Genomic DNA, 3194 nt, shown 5'->3' with positions numbered 1-3194 from the left:
GTGGCTCCTCCTCGGACGGTTACGGCGACTCCGGCGGTCACGGCGGTTCGCACGCCGACGGGTACGCCGAGGGCTCGCCCGGTGTGCTCTCCGGGAACGTGGTGCAGGCGCCGGTGGACGTCCCGGTGAACGTCTGCGGCAACACGGTCGACGTCGTCGGTGTTCTCAATCCGTCCGTGGGGAACTCCTGCGCCAACCGGAGTGGCTCCTCCTCGGACGGTTACGGCGACTCCGGCGGTCACGGCGGTTCGCACGCCGACGGGTACGCCGAGGGCTCGCCCGGTGTGCTCTCCGGGAACGTGGTGCAGGCGCCGGTGCACGTGCCGGTGAACGTCTGCGGCAACAGCGTCGGCATCCTCGGCGCCGGCAACGCCACCGAGGGCGACGGCTGCGCGAACGGCGGCTCGGGCCACGACACCCCGGGACAGCCCGGTGGCCCCGAGCGCCCCGGTGACGAGCCGGGCACCCCGGACACCCCGGACCGCCCGTCGGCCGGCGACCGGCCGGGCGCCCACTCCCTCACCCAGCCCCGGCACGACGCACAGCTCGCGCAGACCGGCAGCGAGCTGCCGATGGGCCTCGTCCTGCCCGCCGGCGCGGGCGCGCTGCTCGCCGGCGCGGTCCTCTACCGCAAGGCACGGACCGCAGCGTGACACCGGACACACGGAGCGGACCCCGCGACCGCGGAGTCCGCTCCATCGTGTGATTCCGGTCGGGCGTCGAAGATCACCAGGTGGCGCGCACCTGGCGGATGATCCGCCTCCGCAGCCGCACCCTGCGACTGCCGTCACGCATCAGCGTCAGGCGGTACAACTCCCAGTGACCGTACTCTGCATGGTCCGTCAGCAGACGTGCCGTCTCCTTGCGGGAGACCCCGCGAGGTACGTGCACGTCGACAAATTCGTATTCCGGCATCGCATCTATTGTGCGGGCCGGGCCCCGGTACGGATAGCGTCTGCACTATGTCTGATGCTGCGCAGCCCACCGCTGCCGAGGTACGCGCCGCCGCCGAGGCGGTCAAGACCGCGCTCGACCGCCACCTGGCCGCGGTCGAACGCCGGTCGGGGGAGGACGACCCGGCCGTCTACGAGGCGTTCAACCAGCTGGCCGCGGCCGCGGAGGCGTACGACGAACTGCTCTACGACCGCTACGACGAGGTCACCCCCTTCGAGATCCCCGGCGCGGAGGACACGCCGCCGTACACCGGTCCCGAGGAACCGGCGGCACTCAGCGTGCTGATCCGCCGCGACTACGCCGTCGTGGAACCCCAGCGGCTGCGCGCGCACGCCCAGCGGATCGAGGCGGCGGACGACGAGACCTCGGAGGCGTCGGGCTCCGTCCACGGTGCGCTCGGCCTGCTGTTCGGCGAGTTCGAGCCGGACGAGATCGCCTCCCGGCACAAGGAGTTCGGACTGGAGGAAGGCGACTCCACGCTCTGGGTGACGGCATCGGACGACCCCGCGGAACCCGGCGAGTGGCTGGAGGCGCCGTTCGAGCAGGTGGACCCGCAGCAGGTGGTGTGCCGTTTCGACGTCAGCGCGGTCTTCGACGACGACGAGGACCTCGACGACGAGGAGGACCTGGAGGACGAGCTGGACCCGGGCCTGGACGAGGACCTGGGTCCCCTCGACGCGGACCGCTGACCGCACCCGCTCCGCACGGCGGCGGCACCGGGGTGCCGCCGCCCGAGCACGGGCCGGGGTCAGCCCTCCGCCGTCGGTACCTGCGGGGCCAGCAGCACCGGCAACCGGGTGGTCCGCGGCTTCGCCGTCACCTCGGCCACGGCGCGCGGCAGCGCCTGCTCCACGCCGTGCACCACGGACAGATGCCGGTCGGCCCTGCTGAACGCCGTGTACACCCAGGGCCGGCTCAGCGTCTGCACGGCGTCACCGGGCAGCACCGCGACCACCGCGGGCCACCGGCAGCCCACCGCCTGGTGCGCGGTCAGCGCCCATCCGTGCCGCACGGACGACTCCACCCGCTCCCTCGGTACGACGACCTCCTCACCCCCGCACTCCAGGTGCAGCCCCTCGCCGTCGGCCCGCACCACACGGCCCGGCAGCGTACGTCCCGGAGCGGGGGAGTAGGCGACCCGGTCACCCGGATCGAACCCGCCGAAGCGCCCCGGCCCCGGATTCAGCCGTTCCTTCAGCGCCGCGTTCAGCGCACGCGTCCCCACCGCGCCCCCGTGCCCCGGGGTGATCACCTGGGTCTCCTCGACCGGCACCCCGATCGCGCGCGGCACCGAGTCCACCACCAGCTGCACGGTCCGGTGCACGGCCTCCCCCGCGTCCCGCACCGGCACGATCACGACCTCCTTGCCGGGCGCCGCCACCTGGTTCAGCTCGCCGACGCCGATCCCCGAGACCAGCTCGCCCAGCGGCCCGGGATCCGGCCGCCGTGAGGCGATCTGCGGGCAGACCCGCGCCGCCAGCAGATCCGCGAACACCCGCCCGGGCCCCACCGACCACAGCACTCCCGGATCACCGGCCAGCACCAGCCGCGCCCCGTCCGGCAGCGACTCCGTCACCAGCGCGGCGGTCTCCACATCCAGCTGCGGAGCGTCGAGCACCACCAGCAGATCCACGTCCAGCGCCCCGTCGGCATCCCGCCCGGGCCCCTCGGCACCGGACAGCAGCCCCGCGACGGTGGCGACCCCGGCCCCCTCGACCAGTCCCGCGAACCGGGCGCGCCCCACCGGACCGTGGGCGGCGGCCCAGACCCGCAACCCCATACCCCGCGCGGCGCTCACCAGCGCCGCCGGATCGGCCAGCGAGGCCTCCCCACCGGTGTGCAGCACCAGCCCGTGTCCGGCGACCGCCCGGATCAGCTCAGCCGCGGAACCCGCCGCCGAGGCGGCGGCACGCTCCCACTCCTCGCCCGCACCGTCCCGCCCGGTCACGGAGTTGACCAGCCGGGCCAGGCCGTCGGCCAGACTCTCCTCGGCCAGCGCATACCGCTCCAGCCCCACCAGCACCCGAACCGGCCGCTCCTCGTCCTCCCCGGCGTCACCGGCTTCGCCGACGGTGTCCTGGAAGACGAGCACGTCCCCCTCCGAGACGGCGTTCTGCACGGCCTCCTCGGGCTCCGGCACCCCCTGCCGCCCCAGCGCGGTGACCAGCGCGGCCATCTCCAGCACGGTGTGCCCGACGAGTGCGGCCTGCTCCAGCAGCCACACGGTGACCGCCCGCCCC

General features: G+C 74.2%; 4 protein-coding genes. 2 read left to right on the top strand and 2 right to left on the bottom strand.

All coding sequences use genetic code 11. The features are described 5' to 3' along the window. Positions 1-653 (top strand): chaplin (locus tag B7767_RS49155; protein WP_306298012.1); only part of this gene is annotated, 653 nt, incomplete at its 5' end. A gap of 73 nt (positions 654-726) precedes the next feature. Here B7767_RS49155 and B7767_RS31595 read toward each other — a convergent pair. Beyond that, positions 727-915: a DUF5703 family protein gene (locus B7767_RS31595; RefSeq protein ID WP_026085313.1), complete on the bottom strand. Its 189-nt coding sequence runs from the start codon at positions 913-915 to the stop codon at positions 727-729. Between the two features lie 47 nt (positions 916-962). Here B7767_RS31595 and B7767_RS31590 point away from each other — a divergent pair, with 47 nt between their 5' ends. Continuing rightward, positions 963-1643, top strand: a complete 681-nt coding sequence (locus B7767_RS31590) for a hypothetical protein (protein ID WP_085575117.1) — start codon at positions 963-965, stop codon at positions 1641-1643. Between the two features lie 59 nt (positions 1644-1702). Here the strand turns inward: B7767_RS31590 and B7767_RS31585 are convergent. Beyond that, positions 1703-3194: ATP-binding domain-containing protein (locus B7767_RS31585; RefSeq protein WP_085575116.1), on the bottom strand; the 1492-nt coding region annotated here is incomplete at its 5' end.

Source organism: Streptomyces sp. 13-12-16 (assembly GCF_002114215.1).
Taxonomy (GTDB): Bacteria; Actinomycetota; Actinomycetes; order Streptomycetales; family Streptomycetaceae; genus Streptomyces.
This window is presented reverse-complemented; position numbering and strand designations above follow the sequence as displayed.

Bases quoted from the DNA above. Each gene is read 5' to 3' on its own strand.
- B7767_RS31595 (WP_026085313.1), bottom strand. From the start codon at position 915: ATGCCGGAATACGAATTTGTCGACGTGCACGTACCTCGCGGGGTCTCC.
- B7767_RS31590 (WP_085575117.1), top strand. From the start codon at position 963: ATGTCTGATGCTGCGCAGCCCACCGCTGCCGAGGTACGCGCCGCCGCC.